Source organism: Streptococcus sp. Marseille-P7375 (assembly GCF_902460365.1).
In the GTDB taxonomy this organism is placed as follows: domain Bacteria; phylum Bacillota; class Bacilli; order Lactobacillales; family Streptococcaceae; genus Streptococcus; species Streptococcus cristatus_I.
In genome coordinates, this window is sequence record NZ_CABPTR010000010.1 from 1 (window position 1) to 923 (window position 923).

The 923-nt window shown below is 50.9% G+C and carries 1 pseudogene; it reads right to left on the reverse strand.

Annotation, left to right across the window (positions count from 1 at the left end):
• Positions 1-923, reverse strand: a pseudogene (locus FZ954_RS12040) (hypothetical protein); the annotation flags it as partial.

Here is a 923-nt window from a genome sequence, read left to right on the forward strand (position 1 = left end):
AGCCAATCCGTTTCAACAAGTGCAAGTGCCTCAGCATCATTGAGCCTGAGCCAATCAGTTTCAGCAAGCGAATCAGCTTCAGCGTCATTGAGCTTGAGCCAGTCTGTCTCAGCAAGTGCCAGTGCTTCAGCATCAGTAAGCCTGAGCCGGTCTGTCTCAGCAAGCACAAGCACTTCAGCATCAGTAAGCTTGAGCCAATCCGTTTCAACAAGTGCAAGTGCCTCAGCATCATTGAGCCTGAGCCAATCAGTTTCAGCAAGCGAATCAGCTTCAGCGTCATTGAGCTTGAGCCAGTCTGTCTCAGCAAGCGAATCAGCTTCAGCGTCATTGAGCTTGAGCCAGTCTGTCTCAGCAAGTGCAAGTGCCTCAGCATCATTGAGCCTGAGCCGGTCTGTCTCAGCAAGCACAAGCACTTCAGCATCAGTAAGCCTGAGCCAGTCTGTCTCAGCAAGCACAAGCACTTCAGCATCAGTAAGCTTGAGCCAATCCGTTTCAACAAGTGCAAGTGCCTCAGCATCATTGAGCCTGAGCCAATCAGTTTCAGCAAGCGAATCAGCTTCAGCGTCATTGAGCTTGAGCCAGTCTGTCTCAGCAAGTGCAAGTGCCTCAGCATCATTGAGCCTGAGCCAATCAGTTTCAGCAAGCGAATCAGCTTCAGCGTCATTGAGCGCAAGCCAGTCTGTATCAGTAAGCACAAGTGCCTCAGCTTCGTTGAGTGGCAGCCAATCTGTCTCAACAAGCGCAAGTGCTTCAGCGTCAATGAGCTTGAGCCAGTCTGTCTCAACAAGCGCAAGTGCTTCAGCATCAGTAAGCCTGAGCCAGTCTGTCTCAGCAAGCACAAGCACTTCAGCATCAGTAAGCTTGAGCCAATCCGTTTCAACAAGTGCAAGTGCCTCAGCATCATTGAGCCTGAGCCAATCAGT